Source organism: Massilia sp. GCM10023247 (genome assembly GCF_042653325.1).
Taxonomy (GTDB): domain Bacteria; phylum Pseudomonadota; class Gammaproteobacteria; order Burkholderiales; family Burkholderiaceae_D; genus Telluria.
On the sequence record NZ_JBHSIB010000007.1, the window covers coordinates 292,367 to 318,244 of the forward strand.

Annotated in this window: 26 protein-coding genes; 25 read left to right on the forward strand and 1 reads right to left on the reverse strand. The window is 65.7% G+C overall.

Features of this window, described 5'->3' with window-relative positions; genetic code table 11:
- Nucleotides 1-59 precede the first annotated feature (59 nt).
- From fliB to ACFPAH_RS05035, 11 genes are all read left to right on the forward strand, one after another.
- Nucleotides 60-1,298 carry a flagellin lysine-N-methylase gene (fliB, locus tag ACFPAH_RS04985; protein WP_379741547.1) on the forward strand — a complete coding sequence of 413 codons (1,239 nt, stop codon included), beginning with the start codon at nt 60-62 and terminating at the stop codon, nt 1,296-1,298.
- A gap of 333 nt (nt 1,299-1,631) precedes the next feature.
- Complete coding sequence (locus tag ACFPAH_RS04990; protein ID WP_379741550.1) at nt 1,632-2,483, forward strand: flagellin domain-containing protein; 852 nt, start codon at nt 1,632-1,634, stop codon at nt 2,481-2,483.
- A gap of 72 nt (nt 2,484-2,555) precedes the next feature.
- Nucleotides 2,556-2,921, forward strand: a complete 366-nt coding sequence (locus tag ACFPAH_RS04995) for a flagellar protein FlaG (RefSeq protein ID WP_379741553.1) — start codon at nt 2,556-2,558, stop codon at nt 2,919-2,921.
- Nucleotides 2,922-3,012: 91 nt separating this feature from the next.
- Nucleotides 3,013-5,022 carry a flagellar filament capping protein FliD gene (gene fliD, locus ACFPAH_RS05000; protein WP_379741556.1) on the forward strand — a complete coding sequence of 670 codons (2,010 nt, stop codon included), beginning with the start codon at nt 3,013-3,015 and terminating at the stop codon, nt 5,020-5,022.
- Between the two features lie 258 nt (nt 5,023-5,280).
- A complete protein-coding gene (locus ACFPAH_RS05005; protein WP_379741559.1) occupies nt 5,281-7,212 on the forward strand; it encodes a putative bifunctional diguanylate cyclase/phosphodiesterase in 1,932 nt (643 codons plus the stop codon).
- A complete protein-coding gene (locus ACFPAH_RS05010) occupies nt 7,191-7,580 on the forward strand; it encodes a hypothetical protein (protein WP_379741562.1) in 390 nt (129 codons plus the stop codon). Before ACFPAH_RS05005 ends, ACFPAH_RS05010 begins: the two co-directional genes overlap by 22 nt.
- Nucleotides 7,581-7,865: 285 nt before the next feature.
- Nucleotides 7,866-8,306: a flagellar export chaperone FliS gene (fliS, locus tag ACFPAH_RS05015; protein WP_379741565.1), complete on the forward strand. Its 441-nt coding sequence runs from the start codon at nt 7,866-7,868 to the stop codon at nt 8,304-8,306.
- On the forward strand, nt 8,306-8,635 hold the full coding sequence (locus tag ACFPAH_RS05020) for a flagellar protein FliT (protein WP_379741568.1): 330 nt from the start codon (nt 8,306-8,308) through the stop codon (nt 8,633-8,635). The genes fliS and ACFPAH_RS05020 overlap by 1 nt, the downstream gene beginning before the upstream one ends.
- Before the next feature lie 47 nt (nt 8,636-8,682).
- The gene (locus tag ACFPAH_RS05025) at nt 8,683-9,711 is read left to right on the forward strand and encodes a flagellar hook-length control protein FliK (protein WP_379741571.1); all 1,029 of its coding nucleotides are present in this window, start codon (nt 8,683-8,685) and stop codon (nt 9,709-9,711) included.
- Nucleotides 9,708-10,082 (forward strand): EscU/YscU/HrcU family type III secretion system export apparatus switch protein, encoded by a 375-nt coding sequence (locus ACFPAH_RS05030; RefSeq protein WP_379741574.1) that lies wholly within the window; start codon nt 9,708-9,710, stop codon nt 10,080-10,082. Before ACFPAH_RS05025 ends, ACFPAH_RS05030 begins: the two co-directional genes overlap by 4 nt.
- Nucleotides 10,083-10,089: 7 nt before the next feature.
- Nucleotides 10,090-10,824: a flagellar brake protein gene (locus ACFPAH_RS05035; RefSeq protein WP_379741577.1), complete on the forward strand. Its 735-nt coding sequence runs from the start codon at nt 10,090-10,092 to the stop codon at nt 10,822-10,824.
- A gap of 121 nt (nt 10,825-10,945) precedes the next feature.
- On the opposite strand, the gene fliE is transcribed toward ACFPAH_RS05035, so the two are convergent.
- Complete coding sequence (gene fliE / locus ACFPAH_RS05040; RefSeq protein ID WP_379741580.1) at nt 10,946-11,308, reverse strand: flagellar hook-basal body complex protein FliE; 363 nt, start codon at nt 11,306-11,308, stop codon at nt 10,946-10,948.
- A 346-nt stretch (nt 11,309-11,654) separates the two neighbouring features.
- On the opposite strand from fliE, the gene fliF reads away from it, so the two are divergent.
- From fliF to ACFPAH_RS05110, 14 genes are all read left to right on the forward strand, one after another.
- Nucleotides 11,655-13,337: a flagellar basal-body MS-ring/collar protein FliF gene (gene fliF, locus ACFPAH_RS05045; protein WP_379741583.1), complete on the forward strand. Its 1,683-nt coding sequence runs from the start codon at nt 11,655-11,657 to the stop codon at nt 13,335-13,337.
- Nucleotides 13,334-14,338 (forward strand): flagellar motor switch protein FliG, encoded by a 1,005-nt coding sequence (gene fliG, locus ACFPAH_RS05050; protein WP_379741586.1) that lies wholly within the window; start codon nt 13,334-13,336, stop codon nt 14,336-14,338. The genes fliF and fliG overlap by 4 nt, the downstream gene beginning before the upstream one ends.
- Before the next feature lie 10 nt (nt 14,339-14,348).
- Nucleotides 14,349-15,080 (forward strand): flagellar assembly protein FliH, encoded by a 732-nt coding sequence (locus ACFPAH_RS05055; protein ID WP_379741589.1) that lies wholly within the window; start codon nt 14,349-14,351, stop codon nt 15,078-15,080.
- A 92-nt stretch (nt 15,081-15,172) separates the two neighbouring features.
- Nucleotides 15,173-16,489, forward strand: coding sequence for a flagellar protein export ATPase FliI (gene fliI, locus ACFPAH_RS05060; protein WP_379742967.1), 1,317 nt, complete (start codon nt 15,173-15,175; stop codon nt 16,487-16,489).
- A gap of 36 nt (nt 16,490-16,525) precedes the next feature.
- Nucleotides 16,526-16,963, forward strand: coding sequence for a flagellar export protein FliJ (gene fliJ, locus ACFPAH_RS05065; protein ID WP_379741592.1), 438 nt, complete (start codon nt 16,526-16,528; stop codon nt 16,961-16,963).
- A 37-nt stretch (nt 16,964-17,000) separates the two neighbouring features.
- Nucleotides 17,001-18,266, forward strand: a complete 1,266-nt coding sequence (locus tag ACFPAH_RS05070) for a flagellar hook-length control protein FliK (protein WP_379741595.1) — start codon at nt 17,001-17,003, stop codon at nt 18,264-18,266.
- A gap of 266 nt (nt 18,267-18,532) precedes the next feature.
- On the forward strand, nt 18,533-19,042 hold the full coding sequence (fliL, locus tag ACFPAH_RS05075; RefSeq protein ID WP_379741598.1) for a flagellar basal body-associated protein FliL: 510 nt from the start codon (nt 18,533-18,535) through the stop codon (nt 19,040-19,042).
- A gap of 20 nt (nt 19,043-19,062) precedes the next feature.
- Nucleotides 19,063-20,043 carry a flagellar motor switch protein FliM gene (fliM, locus tag ACFPAH_RS05080; RefSeq protein WP_379741601.1) on the forward strand — a complete coding sequence of 327 codons (981 nt, stop codon included), beginning with the start codon at nt 19,063-19,065 and terminating at the stop codon, nt 20,041-20,043.
- A 15-nt stretch (nt 20,044-20,058) separates the two neighbouring features.
- Nucleotides 20,059-20,478 (forward strand): flagellar motor switch protein FliN, encoded by a 420-nt coding sequence (gene fliN / locus ACFPAH_RS05085; RefSeq protein WP_379741604.1) that lies wholly within the window; start codon nt 20,059-20,061, stop codon nt 20,476-20,478.
- 68 nt (nt 20,479-20,546) lie between these two features.
- Nucleotides 20,547-21,266, forward strand: coding sequence for a flagellar biosynthetic protein FliO (gene fliO, locus ACFPAH_RS05090; RefSeq protein ID WP_379741607.1), 720 nt, complete (start codon nt 20,547-20,549; stop codon nt 21,264-21,266).
- Between the two features lie 40 nt (nt 21,267-21,306).
- Complete coding sequence (gene fliP, locus ACFPAH_RS05095; protein WP_379741610.1) at nt 21,307-22,056, forward strand: flagellar type III secretion system pore protein FliP; 750 nt, start codon at nt 21,307-21,309, stop codon at nt 22,054-22,056.
- An 8-nt stretch (nt 22,057-22,064) separates the two neighbouring features.
- Nucleotides 22,065-22,334, forward strand: a complete 270-nt coding sequence (gene fliQ / locus ACFPAH_RS05100; RefSeq protein WP_379741614.1) for a flagellar biosynthesis protein FliQ — start codon at nt 22,065-22,067, stop codon at nt 22,332-22,334.
- A 27-nt stretch (nt 22,335-22,361) separates the two neighbouring features.
- Nucleotides 22,362-23,201 (forward strand): flagellar biosynthetic protein FliR, encoded by an 840-nt coding sequence (gene fliR, locus ACFPAH_RS05105; protein WP_379741617.1) that lies wholly within the window; start codon nt 22,362-22,364, stop codon nt 23,199-23,201.
- A 99-nt stretch (nt 23,202-23,300) separates the two neighbouring features.
- A complete protein-coding gene (locus tag ACFPAH_RS05110) occupies nt 23,301-25,694 on the forward strand; it encodes an EAL and GGDEF domain-containing protein (RefSeq protein ID WP_379741620.1) in 2,394 nt (797 codons plus the stop codon).
- The last annotated feature ends 184 nt before the right edge of the window (nt 25,695-25,878 follow it).

The following is a 25,878-nucleotide window of genomic DNA, read 5'->3' on the forward strand; positions in this document are numbered from 1 at the left end:
AGAGCGTTGTTTCCACGAAGTACTATTAGGCCTGCCCTCCAGCCTATCACCGGACTATCATGGCCATCCTTCATCCCTCCCGCTCCCTTACTGCCCTCGTTCCCCGCTATGTCAGCCGTTTCAGTTGCATCGGCCCCAGCTGCGAGGACAGCTGCTGTGCAGGCTGGAGAGTTACGATCGACAAAAAAACGTTCACGGCTTACCGCCAGTCGGCCCATCCCGAACTCAAGCCGCTGTTCGAGAGCAGCCTGAAGCGCACGCGCAGCCAGGAAAGCGAGTCCACCTATGCGCGGATCGAACTGCACGAGGAAACGTCGGCCTGCCCGCTGATACAGGACAGCCTCTGCTCGGTGCAAACGCACCTGAACGAAACCTACCTGTCCGATACCTGCTTCAGCTACCCGCGTACGACGCGCCAGTTTGCCGGCAGCATCGAACAAAGCCTGACGCTGTCCTGCCCCGAGGCGGCGCGCCAGGCGCTGCTGAACCCGGATGCGTTCGATTTCGTCGAGAACAAGATCATGGTGCGCGACAATACCGCGCAGAAGACCAAGTCCGTGCATGGATTGCCCGTCGAGACCATGAACGACATCCGCATCTTCTGTTTCCAGCTGATGCGCACCGAAGGGCTTGCGCTGTGGGAAAAACTCGCCTTGTTCGGCGTCTTCTGCGAGAGCCTCACCAAGGCGATCGAGGCAGGCCGGCAGCTGGCCATACCTGCGCTGATCGAGGAAATCGTGCAAGCGGTGGAGAGCGGATCGATTACGCTTGCACTGCAGGATTTGCCGCCGAATTACGCGAACCAGGCAGTCGTGTTCGCCACCATGTGGTCGGTGCGGAGTTCGCGCTCGCATTCCGCTTCGCAGCGGGCGGTCCTGGACATGATTGCCAAGGGAATGGGGGCGGACGAAGTGAGTGGGCAGTCCAGCCAGCAGCACATCGTCGACAGTTACCGCCGCGGCATCGAACGCCTGCCGCAGGCCTTGCAAGAGGCCCCATTCTTGCTGGAACACTATTTGTTGAACGAGATGTTCAGGACCTTGTTCCCGTTCGGCGACACCACCCCCTACCAGGACTACCTGCGACTGGTGTCGCGTTTCGGCATGGTCAGGTTCATGCTCGCGGCCCAATGCAATGCCAGCGAAGCCCTGCCGACGGCGACAGCGCTGGCCCAGACGGTCCAGGTATTCTGCCGCCGCTTCCAGCACGACCAGCAGTTCGCGCAGCAGACCAGCGAAGCCTTGCACAACAGCGGTTGGGATCGCCTGGAAAAAATCTACAGCTTCCTGCGCTACTGATCCCTCGGCACGGCCGCGCCCGGCCGTCCTAAGCGCCTGTCCGCAGTGCCTGCCGCCGCTCCTGGCGGCCGTGCAGGCGCCCAGCCAACGCCGCCAGCACGGAAAAATAAAATTTTTTTTACCCTAAAGTTCGGCGATTCCTTGTCGAACAGCGCAGCCCGCCCGCCGCCCCGATACAAAAAAACCTGAAAATTTTTCGTTCTCGCTATCAACTTTTTTCGTAGGGCTCCGTTACCTGATTCAACTGCGGTGTGATTGGCCCGGAACAGAGGGCAGACCAAGGTAACCCATGGGCACGTCGCCCGCCCCAGAATACTTGCTAGGAGATTGAAAATGGCTGCTTACATCAATACCAACACCGCATCGCTGAACGCGCAACGTAACCTGAGCACCTCGTCGTCGTCGCTGGCGACCTCGCTCCAGCGCCTGTCGTCGGGCCTGCGCATCAACGGCGCCAAGGACGACGCCGCCGGCCTGGCGATCGCCGACCGCATGACCTCCCAGATCCGCGGCAACACCGTCGCCATGCGTAACGCGAACGACGGCATCTCGCTGGCGCAAACCGCAGAAGGCGCACTGAGCAAGATCGGCGACAACCTGCAGCGTATGCGCGAACTGTCGGTCCAGGCCCGTAACTCGACCAACAGCAACGACGACAAGGATGCGCTGAACGGCGAATTCCAGCAGCTGGCAGAAGAAGTGCTGCGCGTTGCAGGCGGCACCACCTTCAACGGCAAGGCCATCCTGGGCGACAAGGCGGGCGCGATGGACTTCCAGGTCGGTGCAGGGACGACGGCTGACGACACCATCACCCTGACCACCAAGAACATGAAGACCGATACGGATATCGCGGCGGTCACCACCCCGGCTACTGCCAAGATCGACAACACCGCCGACGGTGCCGCCATCAAGGTCGTGATCGACAACCTGGACAAGGCCCTGACCACGGTCAACAAGGAACGCGCGAACCTGGGCGCGGTCCAGAACCGCTTCGAGTCGGTCGTCTCGAACCTGCAAGTTTCGGTCGAATCGCAGAGCGCAGCACGCGGCCGTATCACGGACGCCGACTTCGCCTCGGAAACCGCCAGCCTGACCCGCGGCCAGATCCTGCAACAGGCAGGCACCGCGATGCTGGCCCAGGCCAACTCGCTGCCGAACGGCGTGCTGTCCCTGCTGCGCGGCTAATCGAGGGCCGTCGCGCTTGATTCAAACCCGGCCCCATCCTGGCGCCGGGTTGTTTTCGTTTGAGGAGCTGTCTTGGATATTCGACCGAACGACAAAATTGCCGCAGCGGGAACCGGATTTTCCGGTATCAAGCTCGAACCCTCGACGGTTCCCCAGACCCGCGCTGTTGCCGCGCTGCCGAACCAGGATGCGGTGGCGGGGAGCGGTGTCCCGGACAAGGAAAGCCTGGAACAGGCGCTGGGCAGCATCAACGACGTCCTGAAGAATCGCGCGCCCGGCCTGGAGTTCACGTTCGACAAGGACGATGCCCGCCTGGTAGTCAAGGTCGTCGACCGCGACACCAACGAAGTGATACGGCAGATGCCTTCGCGCGAGGCACTCGAGATCGCCAAGGCGCTCGACAAGCTGCAAAGCCTGCTGGCGCGCCAGAGCGCCTGACAGACGTCGAGCAGAGGTGTTATTCCCCCTCTGCAGTTGAATTACCGTGTCGCGTATCTGCCGTATATTCTAGTTTTCCCAGGAGGCAATTGTGGGTCTTTCTTCAGCCGGTATCGGTTCCAACCTGCCGATCGACAGCATCATCAGCCAGTTGATGGCTGTCGAACGGCGGCCCATCGACCTGCTCGACAAGCGCGTAGCCAGCTTCCAGTCGCAGCTCTCGGCGATCGGCTCGCTCAAGAGTGCGATGGCGAGCTTCCAGAGCGCCGCCGCCGGGCTGTCCGATATCGGCAAGTTCCAGGCGATCAGCGCCAAGATCGCCGACTCGGCCGTTGCCAGCGCGAGCGCCGGCCCGAAAGCCACCCCCGGCAAGTATTCGCTCGAAGTGAGCCAGCTGGCACAGTCGCAGAAACTGGTGACCAGCGGCCAGGCCAGCGCCACGGCGGCGCTCGGCCAAGGCACGAGCAGCAGCACGATCACAATCGATCTCGGCACGATTGCGCTGGGAACCGGTGGCAGTTTCGATGCCGCCTCCGGCAAGTACGCGGGCGCCAGCTTCACGCCGAATGGCAGCGGCGCCAAGACCATCACCATCGATCCCGCCAATACCTCGCTGAGCGGCATCCGCGACGCGATCAACAAGGCCGACGCCGGAGTGACGGCGTCGATCGTGAACGACGGCGGTGCTTCCCCCTACCGCCTGGTGCTGACTCAAACGGCCAGCGGCCAAGCAAACAGCATGAAGATCAGCGTGGCCGGCGATCCCGCCCTGCAAGCCCTGCTTGGCCACGACCCGCAAGGCGCCCAGGCCCTGAGCGAATCGGTCACTGCGAAAAATGCCGAGTTCAAGCTCGACGGCATCGCGATCAGCACCGCCACGAATACCCCGAGCGACGTGCTCGACGGTGTCACGCTGACGCTGGCAAAAACCAATGTCGGCAGCCCGACCACCCTCGATTTGGCACGCGACACCGACACCGTCTCGGCCTCGGTGGCGAAGTTTGTCAGCGCATTCAACGACATCAGCAAGAAACTCACCGACCTGACGGCGTATAACGAGACGACCAAGACCGCAGCCGTACTCAACAGTGATTCGACGGTGCGCTCGATCCGCAACGAACTGCGCGCGATGCTGGGAAGCCCGGTCAGCAACAGCGGCGCCTTCAGCGTGCTCTCCGAGATCGGCGTCACCCTCAAGGGGGGCGTGATGACCCTGGACGACGCCAAGCTGAAGAAGGCGGCCGCGACGAACTTCGACGATATCGCCGGACTCTTCGCATCGGTCGGGAAGCCGACGGATAGCCAGGTCAGCTTCAAGAGCGCCGGCGCCAAGACCGTGCCGGGCAACTATGCAATCGAGGTCAGCCAGGCCGCCGCACGCGGCGCCCTCACTGGCGCAAATGCGACGCCGCTGACCATCGGCGACGGCAACAATACACTCGATATCACGCTCGACGGCGTGCGAGCCAGTGTCACGCTGGCGAACGGCACCTACGCCAGCTTCGACGCGCTGGTGGCCGAGTTGCAAACGAAAATCAACGGCACCCCCGCCTTTTCCGGTGCCGGGTCGTCGGTATCGGTCAGCCACACCAACGGGACGCTGTCGATCACCTCCAACCGCTGGGGCGCCGGCTCGAACGTCTCCATCGCCGCCGATGCGGCCGGGACCAGCCTGCTGGGCGGCGCCGGCACAGCGGTCGCCGGCAAGGACATCATCGGCACGATCGGCGGCGTTCCCGCGGTCGGCTCCGGCCGCACCCTCACCGGCGCCGCGGGCAGCCCCAGCGAAGGCATGGCACTGATCATCGAAGGCAGCGGCAGCCGTGGCAGCGTCAGCTATTCGCAGGGCTACGCCGCCCAGTTCGATCAATTCGCGCGCAAGCTGCTCGATGCGGAGGGCGCCCTCGCGCTGCGCAGCGACGGCATCAATGCTTCGATCAAGACGGTTTCCAGCAATCGCGACCGCATCGAACAACGCTTGGTAGAGACCGAAAAGCGGCTGCGCAGGCAATATACGGCGCTCGACTCGATGATCAGCAGCATGAACTCGACCAGCGCTTACCTGAGCCAGCAACTGGCGGCATTGGCGAACCTGCGCTAAGGCATACGCCGGCCTTCTTTGTCCCGGCCGGGCACGCCGCGCCGGGCACGCCGCACAACCGGCGCTCGGCCTGCCATGTTCAGGGCAGGCCGAGCGCCCGCACCCTCTTGGTCACTCGCACCGGACGACCTTGTTTCACATTTCTTTCTATAAAAGCATGACACAATTCCTGTCGGGCCCGCCGTAGCAAAAACGGCGGAATCTGGCGTCACGCTCCTATATACAGGTGCCGGAAGACGAGCCGGCAAATTGTGAAATATGCAGAAACCAGAGATTCCGGTCGACGAGGCCAAGCGCCTCGCCGCGCTGTACGCGACGAATCTGTTCGGCACGGGTCCCGAAGAGGCATTCGACCGGATCACGCGCATGGCGGCCAAGCTGCTGGACGTGCCTACCGCCCTGATTTCCCTGGTCGGCAGCGACGTCCAGTGGTTCAAGTCGCGCTGCGGCTTCGCCTCCGAATACACCTCGCGCGACGTCTCCTTCTGCGGCCACGCCATTCTCACCGACGCCCCGCTCGTCATCCCCGACGCCGCCAACGATCCGCGCTTCGCCGACAACCCGATCGTGGCCGGGGCGCCCTACATCCGTTTCTATGCCGGGGTCCAGCTCTACTCGGTCGAACGCGCCAAGCTCGGCACCCTGTGCGTCATCGACACCGAACCGCGCGACATCGGCGAAGCCGAGCTGGCCGAGCTGCACGAGCTGGCGCGCATGGTCGAGGAGCTGATCTATCACCGCCAGCTGGCGCTCGCCGCCCAGCAGCTGCACGAACAATTGCGCGAACAACTGCAAGCCCAGCTGCACGGCCAGAGCGCGCAGGATGCGTCCGGCGCGCAGCTGGCCAGCGCCGCCGGCCAGGTCGAATTCCTGCTGACCCACGATACGCTGACGGGCCTGGCGAACCGCCACGCGCTGCTGCGCAATATCTGCGCCGGCGTCGACGACTGGCGCGCCCGCGGTGCGTCGGTCGCGGTGGCCTGCCTCAACATCGACCGCTTCAAGCGCATCAACGAGGCGCTCGGCCACGCCGCCGGCGACGAGGCGCTGGTGGCCGTCACGCGCAGCCTGGAGGCGAAGCTGGCGCCGGGCGAGATGCTGGCGCGCACCGGCAACGACGAATTTTTCCTGGTGCTGAACGAATCCGGCACCGGGAAGGGCCCGGCGGCGCAGCAAGGGCGGCTGATGAACACGGTCCAGCACAGCATTTTCTGGTCCGGCAACGAGATCACCCTCACCTGCAGCGTCGGTTTTGCCTGCTTCCCGCAGGATGGCGAGGATGCCGAGGCGCTGCTCAACAACGCGGCCGCGGCGATGCGTCACGCCAAGGCCCTGGGCGGCGCCCGTATCGAGCACTTCGCGCTGCACCAGCGGCGTGAGCTCGGGCGCCGGATGGCGCTGGAGAGCCAGTTGCGGCGCGCCCTCGAACGCGGCGAGCTCTACCTGCAATACCAGCCGAAGATCGATCTGCGCGGCGGCACCCTGGCCGGCTTCGAGGCCTTGCTGCGCTGGCAGCACCCCGTCTACGGCATCGTGCCGCCCGACGAATTCATCCCGATTGCCGAGGAAACGGGGCTGATCGTCCCGATCGGGGAATGGATCGTCGGCAGCGCGATCCGCCAGATGGCCGACTGGCGCGAAGAAGGCCTGCCGCCGGTGCCGGTGGCGGTCAACCTGTCGGCGCGCCAGTTCCTGCAGGGCGACGTGGCGGGGCTCATCGAGCACCTGCTGCAGGGCGCCGGCGTCGGCGCCGACGCCCTCGAGCTGGAGCTGACCGAGAGCGTGTCGATGGCCGACCCGGAACGCAGCCTGGCCATCATGCACCGCCTGAAAAAACTCGGCGTCACGCTCAGCATCGACGACTTCGGCACCGGCTATTCGAGCTTCAGCTACCTCAAGCGCCTGCCCATCGACAAGCTCAAGATCGACAAGTCCTTCATCCACGACATGGTGCACAGCGCCGATTCGCGCGCGATCGTGAGCGCGATCGTGGCCATGGCGCACCGCCTCAACCTGCGCGTCGTGGCGGAAGGGGTCGAACTGGCGGCCCAGGCCGGGGCCCTGCGCGACAGCGGCTGCGACCAGGCGCAGGGTTTCCTGTACGCCCGTCCGCTCGACGCCCGCGATGCCGGGCGCTACCTGGCCGTACGCCCGGACCAGGGGCGCGCATGGCGCCGCACCCCGACTTGATGCAGCTTTGCAACGGAAACAATTTCTCACAATTGGCTCCGGTGCGCACCCGCAAGCTGGATATCATTGTAACAACGCGAGATCAGCGCAATGAACATGCGCGAACGCGGGCTGGCCTGGTGCGGCAACACGCTGCCACCGCTCGCTCCTTGTCAATGGTGAAAGCAATGATGACCCAACGAAGAACCGACGAGCAGACGGCGCTGACTGCCGAATATGCTCTGTACCTGGTGGATATCCGCGGGGTCGAGTTCGCGCTGAGCTATCTCGACACCTGCAATGTCTCACGCTCCATCCTGACCCGGGCGCTGCAATCGCCCGAACTGCGACGCCACCACGAGCGCCGCAAAATGCCGCGCAACGACTGATCTCCCGCATCCTGCGCGCCCGGCTTATTTGTTGGCACGCAAACCACAATTCTCCCGTCCAGCGCCACTTCCACGCCAGCCCGAACCGTTATGCGGATGACAAAGCCGCAAAAAGCCGGGTATTCCCTGCTCTCAAGTCCGGTTAGAAGCTGCCGTTAAGCCAGTAAACTAGCTTCGCTGGACAATGGCAGCGGGCTTTGACGCCTGCCCGCCGGAAGCGGCACGAAAATTTATCAGGGAGCGCGCCCGGCGCGCTCCCAGCCATGGAAGTATTGGAGGTTCACGATGTTTGGATCGATGCAGCGCGGCGTTAACGCTTACGCCAAAGTGGGACTGGAAACCTCGGTGATTTCCGCCTCCCCCCATAAACTGATCGTCCTGCTCTACGACGGGGCGCTGGCGGCCGTCAAGAACGCCGCGCGCCACATGGCGGCCGGCGAGATCGCCGAGAAGGGCGTCGCGATCGGCAAGGCACTCGACATCATCGATAGTGGCCTGCGTGCCAGCCTCGACAAGAAAGGCGGCGGCGAGATCGCCGCCAACCTGGACGCCCTGTACGTCTACATGACCCAGCGCCTGCTCACGGCCAGCCTGCAGAACCAGAGCGCCATGCTCGACGAGGTGCAAGTCCTGTTGGCCGACCTGCGCGACGCCTGGATGCAAATCGGCGAAAAGCCGGCGCAGCAGGATACGATGGCCCAAGCTCCTATCCTGGCGAGCGCCTGATGATGACCAACCAGGAAGTCTTGTCGGAATACGCCGCGGTGGCCGAACTCACCGGGCAGATGCTTGCAGCCGCCGAGGCCGGCGACTGGGACCAGTTGGTGGTGCTCGAGCAGCGCTGCACCCAGCATGTCGACACGCTCCAGCGCTGCGAGGCGGCGGTCGAACTCAATTCGACCGGGCGCCAGGCCAAGATCGAATGCATCCGCCGCATCCTGGCCGACGACCGCCGCATCCGTGACCTGACGATGCCATGGATGGCGCAGCTGTCTGCGCTGATCAGCAACTCCGGTACCCAGCGCCGCCTCGCCAACGCCTACGGCAGCGTCTGACCGCGGTGCCCGCGCGCAGTCCTGCGATGTCCTAGTTCCCCCGCCTCATGGCCGAGCGCATTTCCAGCCCGGGCGTCAGCGCCCCGCTGCCGGTCCGGCCGGCGCTGCCGCTCGAGCGCAGCGGCGACCCGCGCCTGGAAGCGTTCCAGCGCACCCTGGCAACCATGCTCGGCAGCAAAGTGCCGGTCTCGGTGCTGGCCCGCATGCAGGATGGCAGCTTCATGGTCCGGGTAGCCGAAACACCGGTCCGTATGATGCTCCCGCCAGGCACCCAGCCGGGTGCACAGCTGACGATGACCGTGCTGGCCGCGTCGCCGCAGCCGACCTTCGGCCTGGGCGACGCGACCCTGCAGGGCAAGCTGGTGCCGCTCGGCGCGCCTGCGGCCGCGCTGGCCGCCAGCGTCGCCGCGGCAAGCTCTTCCCTGATGCAGCCGGCCGGCCCCCAGGACGCGGCCGACCTGAGCCCGGCCGCGCGCCTGCTGTCCCAGGTACTGCAGGGCGGCGCCAGTCCCGTCGCCGGCACGGCGCCCCTGCTGCCGCACGGCGCGCCGGACCCGGCGCAGCTGGCCGGCCAGTTGCGGCAAGCGATCGCGAAAAGCGGCCTGTTCTACGAATCCCACCTGGCCCAATGGGCCGAGGGCAAGCGGCCGCTGGCCGAGCTGATGGCCGAGCCGCAGGCGCACAAGGCGCCCGGCACGCCTCCGACCGAACCCGCCACCGCCCAGCTCATCAACCAGCAACTGGCCGCCCACGAGAGCGGCCAGCTTGCCTGGCAGGGCCAGCTGGCGCCGGGCCAACCCCTGGAATGGCACATCGCGCGCGAGGACGGCGCCGACGCCGGCACCGGGCAGGCTGACGCGCCGCGCTGGGAAAGCCGCCTGCGCCTGCGCTTCGCGCTGCTGGGCGAGGTCGAGGCGCGCGTCAGCCTGCGCGGCAATCGCTTGCACGTCGACCTGGAGGCGGGGAACGGCGCCGCCGGACTGCTGCGCGAGGGCGCACCGCGCCTGCAGGAAGCCCTGGGCGCCGCCGGCAGCGAGCTGGCGGCGCTGCGCATCCATGGCCGGGAGGACGCATGACCAGCCCCGCCCCGCCGCGCCGCCGGCACGCCGTCGCCCTCGCCTATGCGGCCGGGTCGAACGCGCCGACCGTCGTCGCCAAGGGCCACGGACTGGTGGCCGAGCAGATCATCGAGCGCGCCAGGGAAGCCGGCGTATTCGTCCACGAATCGAAGGAACTGGTGTCGCTGCTGATGGACGTCGACCTCGATGGTCAGATCCCGCCGGCGCTTTACCGCGCGATTGCGGAACTGTTAGCATGGCTATATCATATTGAGTCAGCGCAACAATCCGGCCAGCCTCTTCCGGCCCCTCCCGACAGCGCGCTCCTGATCGACTCACCTGCACTATTACCTGGAACAGCGGCGGAACAAGATGCAAGCAACGTATGACGCAGAAATGGAAAACTGGCACGACTACGAGGTGAGCTCGCGCCGGGAAATCGTCGCGCTGCTGCGCCAGATCCAGGAAAAGAAACAACTGATCCGCATGAAGATCAAGGGCGAGGCGGACGTGTGCGTGACCTCGATCCTCGATGTCGACGCCGATGGCGGCCAGTTCGTCCTCGACCGTTCGATCAACCGCGAGCAGAACGAGCGCATCGTCAATGCCCTAGGCGTGAGCTGCGAGACCTACCTCGACAAGATCCGCATCCTGTTCAGCCTGGGCGGCCTGCACGACACCGATTTCGAAGGCTCGGCCGCGCTGGCAGCCGAGATTCCCGCCTCCCTCATCCGCCTGCAGCGCCGCGAGTTCTACCGCATGCCCACGCCGGTGACCAACCCGGTGCTGGCCCTGGTGCCGCTGCCTTTCGAACTGGGCGGCGGCAATGCCAGCTTCCCGCTGGCCGACATCAGCTGCGGCGGCGTCGCCCTGCTCGACAACAAGATGATGCTCAACTCGACGATCGGCCAGACCTTCACCGGCTGCCGCATCGACCTGCCCGACATCGGCACGGTCACGACCTCGCTCCAGGTGCGCAACGCGCTCGACGTGACCATGCTGAACAATAAAACCAGCCGCCGGATCGGCTGCATGTTTGTCGACATTTCCCGCGGCAACATGGCGGCCGTGCAGCGCTATATCACCCGGCTCGAGCGCGAGCGCAACGCCAGGCTGGCAGGATTAGGTTAAGGCGTAGGGTGGACTCCCGAGCCCACCGCTGAAACGCGTGCGCTCCCAAGTCCACCGTACAAAGCAAAACGGCCGCCTTCCTTCCGGAAGCGCGGCCGTTTTTATGTCCCCTCGTCGAACGTCACACCTGCATATTCATGATCTCGTGATACGCCGACACCAGCTTGTTGCGCACCTGCACCGTCGCCTGGAAGGAGATGCTCGACTTCTGCATCGCGATCATCGCGTCCGACAGGCTGACGCTCTCGTCGCCCATCGTAAAACGCTGGCTGAGCTCCTGCGAGTGCTTCTGGGTATCGCTGACCTGCTGCAGCGAGTTCTTCAGCGCGTCGGAAAAACTGACCTTCGAGGCGCCTTCGTTGACGCCGAGCGCGGCACCCGCACCGCCGGGCGCCAATGCCGGTGCCGCCGGCCTGGTGGCCGCGGCCTTGAGCTGGGCCATCATCGCTTCGATCCGGCTGCTGTCGATTCCGCCTACGTTCATGGGTTCTCCTGTTGTCGCTTGTGTGCTCCCAAACGCTAAGAGCCTATCCCAGTAGCCACGGGGAAGCGGATGGCGTCAGCATGGCAAACGCGGGCAAGGCGCGAGGAGGCCGCATGGCCAGCCATGCAACGACGAGCAACGCCGCCCCCGTTTGTCAGGCGCGTCAGCAGCGACTCGTGGCTGCTGGGATAGGCTCTAAGGGAGCAATGTCAGGTTCACAGCTTACCAAGCTCCGTGCAAGCGGCTGCCCCGAGCAGGAAGGGAAACCGGCCCCTATTCTCCCCTTTAAATGTTGCCGCAAGGCTTCATAATGCGGCCTGATCTCCTTTTTCCCTTGGACAACAACATGGCCGCGACCGCCGACGATCTGCTCGACACCCCTGCCCAGCCGCAACCGCTCCTGAAGACCCCCATGGGTCGAAACGTGCTCATCGGTGGTGGGGTGGCGGCCGCGCTGGCGGTCATCGTCGCGATCTGGATGTGGAGCCAGGGACCGGACTACCGCGTCCTGTATGCCAACTACAGCGACAAGGACGGCGGCGCGATCACCGCCTCGCTCGACCAGATGGGCGTGCCCTACAAATTTTCCGAAGGCGGCAGCGCGATCCTGGTGCCGGCCGCGCAGGTCCCCGACCTGCGCCTGAAACTGGCCGCGCAAGGATTGCCGAAAGGCGGCAACGTCGGCTTCGAACTGATGGAAAACCAGAAGCTGGGCGTGTCCCAGTTCCTCGAGCAGGTGAACTACCAGCGCTCGCTCGAAGGCGAGCTGGCGCGCTCGATCCAGTCGCTCGGCTCGGTGGCCGGCGCGCGCGTGCACCTGGCGCTGCCGAAACCGTCGGTGTTCGTGCGCGACCAGCAAAAGCCGACCGCCTCGGTCCTGTTGAACCTGCAAGCGGGCCGCGCGCTCGACCCGGGCCAGGTCAGCGCCATCGTCCACCTGGTAGCCTCGAGCATCCCCGAACTCACGACCGGCAACGTCACCGTCGTCGACCAGAACGGCAACCTGCTGTCCGAGCAGCCGAAAAACAGCGGCCTGGGCAAGCAGCTCGATGCGACCCAGTTGAAATATGTCGAGCAGGTCCAGCAGAACATCATCAAGCAGGTCGAGTCGCTGATCACGCCGATCGTCGGCAAGGGCAATGTGCGCGCCGAGGCGACCGCCGAGATCGATTTCGCGCAGGTCGATACCGCCGCCGAGATGTACAAGCCGAACTCGCCGCCGGAGCCGCAGGCGATCCGCAGCCAGCAGACCTCCGAGCAGCTGGGGCCGACGACCGGCCCGGCCAACGGCATCCCCGGCGCGCTGTCGAACCAGCCGCCGGGCGTGGCGACCGCCCCGCTCGACGGCACCGCTCCCGCCGGCGCAGCACAAACGACCACCGGCCCGAGCCGCAAGGACGCCACCACCAATTACGAAGTGGACAAGACTGTCCGCTACGAGCAGCGTCCGATGGGTGGCATCAAGCGCCTGACGGTGGGCGTGGTGGTGAACTACCGGCGTTCGGTCGATCCCAACACGGGCAAGGTGACCGTGAAACCGCTGGCCGCCGCCGAAGTCGCCCAGATCAACGAACTGGTCAAGCAGGCGATGGGTTACTCGCAGGCGCGCGGCGACACCATGAACGTCGCCAACGCCCCCTTCGACGGCGTCGACCGCCCCGACGAGAACGCACCGGACTGGTACAAGGACCCGGCCAACCTGCCGCTGGCCATGGAAGCGGGCAAGTACCTGTTGATCGCGGCGATCATCGCCTTCCTCTACTTCCGCATCCTGCGCCCGCTGCTGCGCCCGGTGGTGCGCAAGTTCGACGAAGCGACCGCGGTCCCGGAAGAGGACAAGAAGGAAGAGGAAGAGGACGAGGATGCCGTCGTGACGCTCGGCGCCGACGGCCTGCCGGCCGAGCCGGAGGGCGAGGAAGCGCCGCGCGAGCGCAGCTACCGCGCCAACCTGGCGCTGGCAAAGGAAATGGCGCGCGACGATCCGCGCATCGTGGCTAACGTAATCAAGGCATGGGTGGGTTCGGAATGAGCGACAAGGACAAAGACGGCATCACCAAGGCAGCCATCCTGATGCTGGCGCTGGGCGAATCGGAAGCGGCCGAGGTGATGAAATTCCTCGGCCCGCGCGAGGTGCTCAAGCTCGGCGCGGCGATGGCGGCCATGAAATCGGTGCAGCACGAGCAGGTGGTCAACGTACTGGAAGCCTTCCGCGACGAAGCCGACGCCCATTCGGACGTCGGGCTCGATTCGGACGAATACATCCGCGAAGTGCTGACCAAGGCGCTGGGCGACGACAAGGCCGCCGTGCTGCTCAACCGCATCCTGGGCGGCAAGGACGCCTCGGGCATCGAGAGCCTGAAGTGGATGGACGCGCAGTCGGTGTCGGAACTGATCCGCAACGAGCATCCGCAGATCATCGCCACCATCCTGGTCCACCTCGAGCGCGACCAGGCCTGCGAAATCCTGAGCCACTTCACCGACCGCCTGCGCAACGACGTCGTGCTGCGCATCGCCACCCTCGACGGCGTGCAGCCGGCGGCACTGCGCGAACTGAACGACGTGCTGACCAAGCTCCTGTCGGGCAACGAGCATATTAAAAAATCGTCGCTGGGCGGCGTGCGCACCGCGGCCGAGATCCTGAACTTCATGGCGGGCGAGCAGGAAAGCGCGGTCATGGAGAACATCAAGAACTACGACAACGACATGGCGCAGAAGATCATGGACGAGATGTTCGTGTTCGACAACATCATCGACATCGACGACCGCGGCATCCAGCTGCTGCTGCGCGAAGTCCAGTCCGACATGCTGATCATCGCCCTGAAAGGCGCCTCGCAAGACCTGCGCGAGAAGATCTTCAAGAACATGAGCCAGCGTGCCAGCGAAATGATGCGCGAAGACCTTGAATCGAAGGGGCCGGTGCGCCTGTCCGAAGTCGAAGCGCAGCAAAAACAGATCCTGCAGATCGTGCGGCGCCTGGCCGACGAAGGCCAGATCGTCCTGGGCGGCAAGGGCGACGATTCCTTCGTGTGATCGGTAGACCATGAGCAAAGACATGCAAGGCGCCTTCAAGCGCTGGGAAATGACCTCCTTCGGCGACGAGCGCCCCAGTTCGCTGGCGGCGCGCATCCAGGCCGAGGAACGGGCTGCCGCTGCTGCTTCCGCGGCAGCGGCAGCAGCAGCGGCAGGGTCTTCTCGTCAACCGGCCATCCAGTTGCCGACCGCCGCCGAACTCGAAGCGATCCGCGAGGCGGCGCGCGCCGAGGGACACGCCGAAGGCTATGCCGAGGGCCTGCTCGAAGGCCGCACGACCGGCCACAGCGAAGCGTTCGCGGCCGGCCAGCAGGAAACCGCCGACGAGATGGCCGCGCTGCGCGCGGTCGCCACCACCTTCAGCCAGGCCGTCGCCGCGGCCGACGAAACCATCGCCTCCGACGTGCTCGACCTGGCCCTGCACCTGGCCCGGTCGATGGTGCGCAGCGCCTTCGAGGTGCGTCCGGAACTGATCATCCCCATCGTGCGCGAGGCGATCGACTACCTGCCGGTGCTGCAGGCCCCGGCCGTGCTGGCGCTGAATCCGGAGGACGTCGAGATCGTGCGCGCCGCCTTGTCGGACGAACTCGACAAGGGCGGCTGGCGCGTGGTGGCCGATCCGCAGATCGGCCGCGGCGGCTGCAAGGTCGATACCGCCAGCAACCAGATCGACGCCCAGGCAGCGGCGCGCTGGGCGCGCCTCTCGCACGCACTCGGCAAGAACGTGGAGTGGCTCGCTTGACTCAGGCAACCAACCGCGCAGCGGACCCGCACACCGCGCGCTGGAAATCCTACCTGGCCGACTGCAATTCGCTGCTCGGTTTCGTCGAGCCGATGCAGGTCTCGGGACGCGTCACCCGCGTGGCCGGGCTGGTAATGGAATGCGTCGGGCTGCGCCTGGCCGTCGGCAGCGCCTGCACCGTCCCGCTGCCGAACGGGGCCAGGATCGAGGCCGAAGTGGTCGGATTCGAAGGCGAGCGCCTGTTCCTGATGCCGCAAAGCGATGTGGAAGGCGTGGTTCCCGGCTCGCGCGTGTTCCCGGTCGAAATGCCGGTGCCCGGCCCCGGCACCGTGAACCATCCGCGCCGCCGCCCGAGCGACCGCGCGCGCCACCTGCCGGTCGGCATGAAACTGCTGGGGCGCGTGGTCGACGGCGCCGGCCGCCCGCTCGACGGCAAGGGTCCGCTCGAGACCAGCGAGGTCGCCCCGATCAATGCGCGCCCGGTCAACCCGCTCGACCGCGCGCCGATCAAGGAAACCCTGGATGTCGGCGTGCGCGCGATCAACGCCATGCTCACCGTCGGCCGCGGCCAGCGTCTCGGCCTGTTCGCCGGCACCGGTGTCGGCAAGTCGGTCCTGCTGGGCATGATTGCGCGCTACACGACGGCCGACGTGATCGTCGTCGGCCTGATCGGCGAGCGCGGACGCGAAGTGAAGGAATTCATCGAACAGATCCTCGGCGAAGAAGGCATGGCGCGCTCGGCGGTCGTCGCCGCGCCCGCCGACAGCCCGCCGCTGATGCGCCTGCAGGGCGCGGCCTACGCCACGGCGATCGCCGAACACTTCCGCGACCAGGGCAAGAACGTCCTCCTGATCATGGACTCGCTGACCCGCTACGCGATGGCGCAGCGCGAAATCGCGCTGGCGATCGGCGAACCGCCGGCCACCAAAGGCTACCCGCCATCGGTGTTCGCCAAGCTCCCGGTGCTGGTCGAGCGCGCCGGCAACGGCATCGAGGGCGGCGGCTCGATCACCGCCTTTTATACGGTGCTGTCCGAAGGCGACGACCAGCAGGACCCGATCGCCGACGCCGCGCGGGGCATCCTGGACGGCCACATCGTCCTCGACCGCCACCTGGCCGAGGCCGGCCACTACCCTGCGATCGACATCGAGCAGTCGATCAGCCGCGCCATGCACGGCATCACCTCGCACGAGCACCAGCTGGCCGCGAGGAAGCTCAAGCAGCTGTATTCGCGCTACCAGCGTTCGCGCGACCTGATCAGCGTCGGCGCGTATGCGGCCGGCAGCGACCCGGTGCTCGACCAGGCGATCGCCCTGAACGGGCAGATCGAGGAATTCCTGTGCCAGGAGATCCACGAGAACACGAATATGGGCCAGAGCTTGGGGCAATTGACCTCTCTGTTCAGCTGATCGGGCCGGCGGCTGGCTCGCTATACTTGATTCATTATGGCAAATACTTCCGCTCTAGAAACATTGATCGAGCTGGCCCAGCGCGATTCCGACGCCGCCGCCAAGCGGCTCGGCGCGGCTTTGAAGGCCGTCGAGGAAGCGGAACAAAAACTGCAGATGCTGCTGGGCTACCGCGACGACTACGCGAACCGCCTCGACCAGGCGCAGATGGCGGGCATCACGCCCTTCGCCTACGCCAATTTCGTGGCCTTTGTCGGCAAGCTCGACAACGCAATCAATGGCCAGCAGGAAGTACTGAAACACGCGAACTACAAGCGCGACCTCGAGAAAACGCGCTGGCAGGAAAGCGAACGCAAGCGCCTGTCCTACCGCACCCTGACCGAACGCGCGGCGGCCGAGGCGCTCAAGCTTGAAAACAAGCGCGACCAAAAAATGATGGACGATCACGCGGCGCGTACCGTGCGCCGTGCCTGAACCGTTTTGAACGATCACCTTTGAGCCCGACATGGCCATGCAAACGACTTCCCTTCCGATCCAGGCTGCCAGTAGCGGGCAAACCCAGAACCTGCGCGCCCACGCGGCCCTGCCGAACGATGGCGTGAATTTCGGCGCCACGCTGCAGCGCCAGGTCGAGCAGCGCCAGCTGGAACAGCGCCAGGCGCTGGCCCAGCCGCAGCCGGCCATGGCGCCGCCGCCGGCCGCCGCCCCCAGGCCGCAAGCCGCCGCCAAACCGGCCGCCAACGAGACCCGGGCGCCGGCACGCGAGGCGGCCAGGGAGCCGGCCAAGGAGTCGGCACCGGCCGCCGGCAAGGCCGAGGGCGCGCAGGAAGCGGCGGCCGGGGAAACGGCTGCCACGACCCAGGGCGAGCCGCGCGACGAGGCGGCAAACGCCGCCGACGCCCGGGTTGCCGATTCCGTGGTCGACATGCTGGCCCTGGTTGCCAGCTTCAACCAGGTGCAGCCGGCGCCGGCCAGCCCGGTTCCGGCCGAAGCTGCGGCCGCGCACGCGGACACGCTGTTCGACGCGGCCAAGGGCAAGCCGGCAGCCGGCGCCGAGCCCGCCATGCAACTCGAGGGCGAGACCCTGGCCGCCGTGGGCAGCCAGCCCCAGGCCAAGGCCGAGCCCGGCATCGACCTGCGCCCGCTCGAGCAGGGCAAGGCGGCCGACACGGCGCAGCCGGGCGTCGAGGCCCGCGACTTCAGCGCCACCTTGCGCGACACCGTGGCGCAGGCTGCGGCGAAGGAGCCGGCCCCGGCTGCCGAAGCGCTGCGCGGCGTGGCGGCGCAAGCGGCCGCGCTGCAAAGCGCCCAGGCCACCGGCAGCGTGCCGACCGATCGCCTGAGCGCGCGCGTCGGCACCCCGGCCTGGGACACGCAAGTCGGCCAGAAAGTGATCTGGATGGTCGGCGGTGCGGACCAGAGCGCCACGCTGGAGCTGAACCCGCCGGACCTCGGTCCGGTCCAGGTGGTCTTGAACGTGTCGAACGACATGGCCAGCGTGACCTTCTCCTCGCAGCAGCTGGAAGTGCGCCAAGCCCTGGAAAACGCCTTGCCGCGCCTGCGTGAGATGATGAGCGAAAGCGGTATCGCCCTCGGCAATGCCCAGGTGAATGCGGGTGCCGAGGGGCGCCAGGGGCAGGACGGGAATGGCTCCGGACGGCCGGGCGGCGGACGTGGCAATCATGACAAGGGTGGCGACAGCGCCGTGGCGGAGGTGATGCCGCGCCAGAGGACGGGCGTTATCGGTGGCGCGGGGGCGGTCGATACGTTTGCTTGACGGATAGCCGTTTTTTGTAGGGTGGACGGATCCTCCGTCCACGCGTTCAACCGATGCGAGATCAGCCCGACAGGCATTGCATACGTAGTTCGAACGCGTGGACGGCAGAGCCGTCCACGCTACGACTTTGTGCGCGTATTTCCACAAACCCCAAGCTAATGCGCCTTCCCCCCTCTTTTCAAAGCTTGCCTCGGTGCACTTTTTCCCCATAATGGCATCATTACGCAACCCCTAGGCACTGAGGCATCTTGAAAGCGAATCCGAAAATGAAGGCTGATCCGAAGGCAGACGCGGCAGCACCGGCAGCAGGCTCGAAGAAGAAGCTGGTCATCATGCTGGTCGCCGCCGTGCTGGTGCTCGGCGGCGGGGCCGGCGCGGGCTGGTTCTTCCTGCAGGGCAGTGATGCCAGCGCGCACGAAGACGGTCCCCCGAAGAAAGAGAAGAAGAAAAAGGCCGGCGAGAAAGCCGAGTATGTGCCGGTGGACGCGTTTACGGTCAACCTCCAGCCCGAAGCCGGCGACCAGTACCTGCAAGTCCAGTTTACACTCCAGGTCGTCGGCCCGGAACAGGTGATCCTGGTCAAGGACAACATGGCCAAGGTGCGCAGCCGTGTCTTGCTGCTGCTGTCGGGCAAGAAAGCGTCGGAAATCAGTACGGTTGAGGGCAAGCAGCAGCTCGCGGCCGAGATCAAGGCCGTCGTCCAGCAGCCCTTCGACGAAGGCGGCGACGAACAGGACATCGCCGACGTGCTGTTTACTTCGTTCATTATCCAGTAAGCATCTATTAAAGAAACAACATGGCCGATAATTTCCTCTCACAGGAAGAAGTCGATGCCCTCCTCCGCGGGGTCAACGGCGATCAGGACGAGTCGATCGCGCCTGAAGACACCTCGGGAGTGCGCACCTACAACCTGGCGACCCAGGAGCGGATCGTGCGCGGCCGCATGCCGACGCTCGAGATCATCAACGAGCGCTTCGCGCGCTTGCTGCGCATCGGCCTGTTCAACTTCCTGCGCCGCAGCGCCGAGGTCTCGGTCGGTTCGGTGCGGGTATCGAAGTACAGCGAATTCATCCGCAACCTGGTGGTCCCCACCAACCTGAACCTGATCCACATGAAACCGCTGCGCGGCACCGCGCTGATGGTGTTCGATCCGGGCCTGGTGTTCCTGCTGGTGGACAACCTGTTCGGCGGCGACGGCCGCTTCCACACCCGGGTCGAGGGCCGCGACTTCACCCAGACCGAGCAGCGCATCATCATGCGCATCCTCGACGTCGTGTTCGAGGCCTATACCAAGTCGTGGGAGCCGGTCTACCCGATCGAGTTCGAGTACGTGCGCTCGGAAATGAACACGCAGTTCGCCAACATCGCGACGCCCAACGAGGTCGTGGTATCGTCCACCTTCACGATCGAGCTGGGGCCCGTGTCGGGCCAGATCCACTTCTGCATGCCGTACTCGATGATCGAGCCGATCCGCGACGCGCTGACCTCGAGCATCCAGGGCGAGGCGCTCGAAGTCGACAAGCGCTGGATCCGCCTGATGACGCAGCAGATCCAGGTGGCCGAAGTCGAGCTGGTGGCCGAACTGGGCCACGGCCGGGCGAACTTCGACGACATCCTCAACATGAAAGTGGGCGACGTGATTCCGATCACCGTCCCCGAAGCCATCCAGGCCACTGTCGACGGCGTGCCCGTGATGGAATGCTCTTACGGCGTCTTCAACGGCCAGTACGCGCTGAAGGTCGAGAAACTGCTGGCCAACAGCGACAGCTTCAAGTAATTCAGGAGAAACACCATGTCTGATAACCAGGACGACCAAATCCTCGACGACGATTGGGGCGCCGCGATCGCGGAACAGGCCGCAGCCGAAGCCGCGGCCCTGCAAAAGCAGCAGCAGGCCAGCGCCGCCGTGTTCCAGGACTTCGGCACCAAGAACGTGCGTCCGGACACCCCGAACGACATCGACTTCATCCTCGACATCCCGGTGCAGCTGACCGTGGAACTGGGCCGCACCAAGATCGCGATCAAGAACCTGCTGCAGCTGGCGCAGGGCTCGGTCGTGGAGCTCGACGGCCTGGCCGGCGAGCCGATGGACGTGCTGGTCAACGGTTGCCTGATCGCCCAGGGCGAAGTCGTGGTCGTGAACGACAAGTTCGGTATCCGTCTCACTGATATCATCACGCCTTCGGAACGGATCAGAAAACTGAATAAATGAGCTTGCCCTTCGCCCCAGCCCTTTCTCGCGCCAGCACTCCGGGGAAGCTCGCCTGCCGGGCGAAGACCTTGCTTGCCCTCGCGTTCCTGATGCCGCTCGCCGCCTGCGCGGCCCAGCCGGCCCAGCAGGACAGCAGCGCCGCGAGCGCCCCTGCGGTCCGGGACCAGGCCGCAGCGCCGGCGGCCGAGGCCACCGCGCCGGCGCGTCCGGCTCCGGCTCCGGCTCCGGCAACCAGCGCTGCCACGGCTGCGGGAACGGCTGCGACCGCCGCGAAGCCGCCTGCCGCCGAGCGCGCCACGACCGTGGGCGATGTCCCGGCGCCCGTCGCCACGCCGGCTCCGGCCGCCGCCGCTCCGGCAGCCCCGAGCACCCCGGCCGCCGTTCCCGGCACGCCGGCCAGCCCGGCGCCGATCCAGGTGGGACAGGCAAGCGCGGCGCCCTCCACCGGCACCCTGCTGCAAACCATCCTGGCCCTGGTGCTGGTGCTGGCGCTGCTGGGCGCACTGGCCTGGGCGGCGAAACGCTACGGCCCGAAGATGACCGGCAGCTCGGCCAACCTGCGCATGGTGGGCGCGCTCAACATCGGTGGGCGCGAACGCATCCTGGTGGTGGAAGTGGGCGACCAGTGGATCGTGGTCGGCGCCTCGCCGGGCCGCGTGAACGCGCTGGCGACCATGCCCAGGGGCGAAGCGGCCCAGGGCGCGGCCACCCTGGCCGGCCACACCCCGTCGGCGGCAAGCTTCGGCGACTGGCTGAAACAGACGATCGACAAGCGCAACGCGAAATAAACGAACTAGGCGCATCAGCGCAACAAGGTAAATCCTGGTAATGCGAATCAAGACCAAACTCCTGCTGGGAGCGGGCCTGCTGCCGCTGCTGCTCCCGCTCGTTGCGCTCGCGCAGCCGGGCATCCCTGCTCTCACCACCAGCCCCGCCCCGGGCGGCGGCACCCAGTACTCGCTGCCGGTGCAGACGCTGCTCCTGATGACGGCGTTTTCCTTCCTGCCGGCCGCGCTGCTGATGATGACCAGTTTTACCCGCATCATCATCGTGCTGTCGCTGCTGCGCCAGGCGATCGGCACCCAGACCGCGCCGCCGAACCAGGTGATGGTCGGCCTGGCCCTGTTCCTGACCCTGTTCGTGATGGGCCCGACCTTCGACAAGATCTATACCGACGCCTACGTGCCGCTGCAGGAAAACCGCATCCAGATGACCGAGGCGATGCAGCGCGGCGCCCAGCCGCTCAAGGAATTCATGGTCAAGCAGACGCGCCAGGCCGACCTCGCGATGTTCGCGAAGATCTCGCGCACGCCCGCCCTGCAGGGACCGGAAGACATCCCGCTGCGGGTCCTGATTCCCGCCTTCGTGACCAGCGAGCTGAAAACCGCCTTCCAGATCGGCTTTGCGATCTTCATCCCCTTCCTGATCATCGACATGGTGGTGGCGTCGGTGCTGATGGCGATGGGTATGATGATGATGTCGCCGGCCGTCATTTCGCTGCCGTTCAAGATGATGCTGTTCGTGCTGGTCGATGGCTGGCAATTGCTGCTGGGGTCGCTCTCCCAGAGTTTTAACTAGGGACGCCCATGACTCCGGAAACCGTTATGACGATGGGCCGCACGGCCATGGAAATCACCTTGATGGTCTCAAGCCCGCTGCTGCTGATCGCCCTGATCATCGGCTTGGTGGTCAGCATCTTCCAGGCCGCGACCCAGATCAACGAAGCGACCCTGTCCTTCATCCCGAAGCTGGTCGGCGTGTTCCTGGCGCTCGCCATTGCCGGGCCGTGGATGCTGTCGGTCATGCTCGACTACATGCGCCAGGTGCTGACCGGTATCCCCGGCATGGTCGGCTAAGTACTGAGTGATGGCCGTTCCCCGCGCATGCTGACGCTTACCAGCGCCGAGATCAACCTCTGGATCGCCAGCCTGCTGTGGCCGCTGACGCGCATCCTCGGGATGATCGCGTCCGCCCCGCTGTTCGGCCACGCCAGCGTCCCGACCCGGGTCAAGGTGATCCTCGGCGTGCTGGTGGCGATGATCGTCGCGCCGAACCTGCCGCCCGTCCCAAGCGTCGAGCCGACCTCCTGGGCCGGCCTCCTGATCCTGGTCCAGGAACTGCTGGTCGGCCTGGCGATGGGCTTTTCGATGCGCCTCGTGTTCGCCGCCATCGAGTACGCCGGCGAACTGGCCAGCTCGACGATGGGCTTCGGCTTCGCCTCCTTCTTCGACCCGGCTACCCAGGGCCGCTCGAACGCGATCAGCCAGTTCATGTCGATGGTGGCGACCATGGCTTTCCTGGCCGTCAACGCGCACCTGGTGCTGCTGGCGGCGCTCACCGAAAGCTTCATCAGCCTGCCCATCTCGGCGACCCCGCTGTCGAGCGTCGCCCCGCTCGAACTGGCCCGCCTGAGCAGCCGCATCTTCTCGGCCGGCCTGCAGATCGCGCTGCCGATCCTGGCCGCACTCCTGATCGTGAACGTCGCGCTCGGCATCCTGACCCGCGCCGCGCCCCAATTGAACATCTTCGGCATCGGTTTCCCGATCACGCTCGGGGTCGGCATGCTGACCATCAGCGTGGTCCTGCCCTACCTGAACACGCCGATCCAGAACCTGTTCAACGAGGGGATCGAGGCCGGGCGCCGGATTCCGCGCGCGGCGGCCGAGCGCGTGCCCGCCACGCTGGCGCCGCGCCCGCCATCACCCCTGCCGGCGGCGCAATAAGCCCGAAATAAGCGCGAAATTGCTCGCCCATGTCCGGTCGCCGGACTATGATGGATCATGCACCCGGCGCGCCTGTGCGCGTCTCGCCAGGAGAGTGCATTGAACCTGTTGCCCTTGCCGCTGGCCGTCTTCGTGGTCGATGCCGGCGGCACGATTGCCAGCTGGAACAAAGCTTGCGAAAAGCTCGCCGGCTATACGGCGGCGGACATCCGCGGCCGTTCGCTCGGGCACATCATCGAATTCGACGAAGGCGCCGATCCCGCCGCTGCGCCGCCGTCCATCGCCGCCCGCGCGGAACGCGACTCGACCGGCTATCTGCGCTGCGCCGACGGGCGCCGGCTGCCGGTGCGGGTGACGATCGCGCCGCAAGCGCTCGACCCCGACCAACCGGGCACCTACAGCGTCATCGTCATTCCGCGCGCCGGCCAGGCGCCGTCGCGCTACGCGCTGATCCAGGACCTGCCGACGGCCGACCTGATCGAAGGCCTGCCCTGCGTGTTCTACGTCATCGACCAGAGCGGCCACCTGCTGCTGTGGAACCACCAGCTCGAAGAAGCGCTGGAGATGACGAGCGAGGAACTGCCGACCACCAACGTCCAGTTCTTCTTCGACGAGCAGGACCGCGCCGAGATCGTACGCAAGATCCTCGAGGCCTTCGAACAGGGCAGCTCCTCGCACGAAGCGGACCTGGTCGGCAAGCTCGGAAAGCGCACCACCCTGCTGTTCCATTGTGCCCGCACCAACCTCGGCGACCTGCCCTGCGTCTTCGGCACCGGCCTCGACATCAGCGCCCGCAAGCGCACCGAACAAGGTCTGCTGGTCCGCGAGCGCGCGATCTTTTCGAGCGTGAATGCGATCGTGATCACCTGCTGCGAGAACGGCAACAACCCGATCGAGTACGTGAACCCGGCCTTCGAGGAGATGACTGGCTACACCCTGGCCGAAATCAAGGGGCGCGACCCGCGCTTCATGCGCATCGAGGGCTGCGACGTGCATGAACAGAAGCGCATCCACGACGCCCTGCTGAACCGGGAAAGCGTGCACGCCATCCTGCGCAACGCGCGCAAGAACGGCGAGGTGTTCTGGAACGACCTGCGCATCGATCCGGTCATCGGCGCCGACGGCAAGGTCACCCATTTCGTGGGCGTGAGCAGCGACATCACCGAAGCACGGCATTACGAACGGCGCCTGCACCACCTGGCCCACCACGACCCGCTGACCGGCCTGGCCAACCGCACCCTGCTGCAGGAAGAACTCAAGTACGCCATCGACTTTGCCGTGCGCAACGATGCGCTGGGCGCCCTCGCCTTCCTCGACCTCGACAACTTCAAGCACATCAACGACAACTTCGGCCACGATGCCGGCGACCTGGTGCTGCGCGAGATCGCCAACCGCCTGCGCGCCAGCGTGCGCGAGAACGACACGGTGGCCCGCGTCGGCGGCGACGAATTCGTCCTGGTGATCAATAACCAGGCCAGCAACGAGCAGCTGGCCGACCTGATCGAGCGCATCCGGGTACGCGTGAGCGCACCGATCAATGTCGCCGGGCGCGACATCCTGGCCGCCACCAGCATCGGCGTGAGCCGCTTTCCGCATGATGGCGACACGGTCGACCGCGTGATGCGCGCCGCCGACGCGGCCATGTACCACGCCAAGTCCCTGGGCAAGAACAATTGCCAGTTCTATTCGAGCGAACTGAACCAGGTCGTGCACCAGCACCTGATGCTCGAAGCAAGCCTGAGCCGCGCGATCGGCAACCACGAAATGGTGGTCGGCTACCAGCCCAAGGTGGACCTGCGCACAGGCAAGGTCGTCGGCGCGGAAGCACTGGTGCGCTGGAAGCATCCCGACAGCGGCATGGTGCCGCCGAGCCAGTTCATTCCGGTGGCCGAGGAAACCGGCCTGATCGTGCCGCTCGGGGAATGGGTACTGCTCGAGGCCTGCCGCGCCCTGAAGGCCTTCGACGCGCCCGGCACCAGCGAACTGGTCATCTCGGTCAATCTGTCAGCCCGGCAATTGCGCCAACGTCAGTTCGCCGGCCAGCTGGCGCGCACCCTGGCGCGTGCCGGCGTCGACCCGCGCATGCTCGAACTCGAAGTCACCGAAAGCCAGCTCATGGACCGCCCGGACGAGGCGATGGAAGCCCTGGCCGAGCTCAAGGCGCTCGGGCTGCGCCTGTCGATCGACGACTTCGGCACCGGCTACTCGAGCCTCTCCTACCTGCAAAAATTCCCGGTCGACTTCATCAAGATCGACCGTTCCTTCCTCGGCAACCTGGCCCTCGACGGCCACGCCGTCATCGCGCGCGCGATCATCGCGCTCGGCCACAACCTGCAGATGAAGGTGATCGCCGAAGGCGTGGAAACACGCGAGCAGCTCGCTTTCCTGCGCGCGCACGACTGCGACCAGATGCAGGGCTTCTACTTCAGCCCCGCCCTGACCCAGGCGGCGTTCCTGGACATGGTCCGGCGCGACACGCGCCTGGCCGACTAAGGCGACGCCACCTGTCGCGTCGATCGGCGCGCGCCCATGCGCATCCGTCGCGGGCGCCGATAGTTTTCGTTACATTTATGGCAATCGAATGTCATCGAAATACAACCTTTTGCCGTGCCGAGCAGTCTTTTTGTTGACCTTACGTAAGGGCAATGACCGTCATGCTACGATCCCGGACCGGTTC